This is a genomic window from Acinetobacter sp. TG2027, from assembly GCF_000302435.1.
In the GTDB taxonomy this organism is placed as follows: Bacteria; Pseudomonadota; Gammaproteobacteria; order Pseudomonadales; family Moraxellaceae; genus Acinetobacter; species Acinetobacter pittii.
Genome location: NZ_AMJN01000023.1, coordinates 1 through 715, shown reverse-complemented (window position 1 = coordinate 715; position 715 = coordinate 1). Strand labels below are relative to the sequence as shown.

The following is a 715-nucleotide window of genomic DNA, read 5'->3' as shown; positions in this document are numbered from 1 at the left end:
AGAAGATCCTGAACTGATTAATGCGGGTAAAGAGTTTGTGACCATGCTTGAAGGTGGTAGCTTTTTCCATCATGGCGACTCATTTGCCATGATGCGTGGTGGACACCTTGATATTGCTGTACTCGGTGCATTTCAGGTGGCAGCCAATGGCGACTTGGCCAACTGGCATACAGGTGCACCCGATGCGATTCCTGCGGTAGGTGGTGCGATGGATTTGGCGGTTGGTGCCAAGAAAGTATTTATCACCACAGACCATGTGACCAAACAAGGTGAGCCGAAGATTGTAGCTGAGCTAACTTATCCAGTAACGGGTAAAAAATGTGTGGATCGTATTTACACCGACCTGTGTGTGATTGATGTGACTAAAGATGGTTTAAAGGTGATTGAGAAAGTTGAAGGCCTTAGCTTTAATGAGTTACAGGCTTTAACTGGTGCAACTTTAATTGATGCGACTCAAGAGTAAGGAAGTAGGGAAATGACATTAAAAAATGCTTATATCATCGATGCCATCCGTACTCCATTTGGCCGTTATGCTGGTGGCCTTGCACCTGTCCGTGCAGATGACCTTGGCGCTGTGCCGATTAAAGCTTTAATCCAGCGTAACCCGAATGTAGATTGGGAACAGGTCGATGATGTGATTTATGGCTGTGCCAACCAAGCTGGTGAAGATAACCGTAACGTTGGCCGTATGTCAGCACTTCTTGCAGGTTTACCG

At 46.4% G+C, this 715-nt stretch carries 1 protein-coding gene and 1 pseudogene; both read left to right on the top strand.

From position 1 onward, the window contains the following. Positions 1-463: CoA-transferase (locus B806_RS0105695; RefSeq protein WP_017402752.1), on the top strand; the 463-nt coding region annotated here is incomplete at its 5' end. 12 nt (positions 464-475) lie between these two features. Further along, positions 476-715, top strand: a pseudogene (locus B806_RS0105690) (hypothetical protein); the annotation flags it as partial.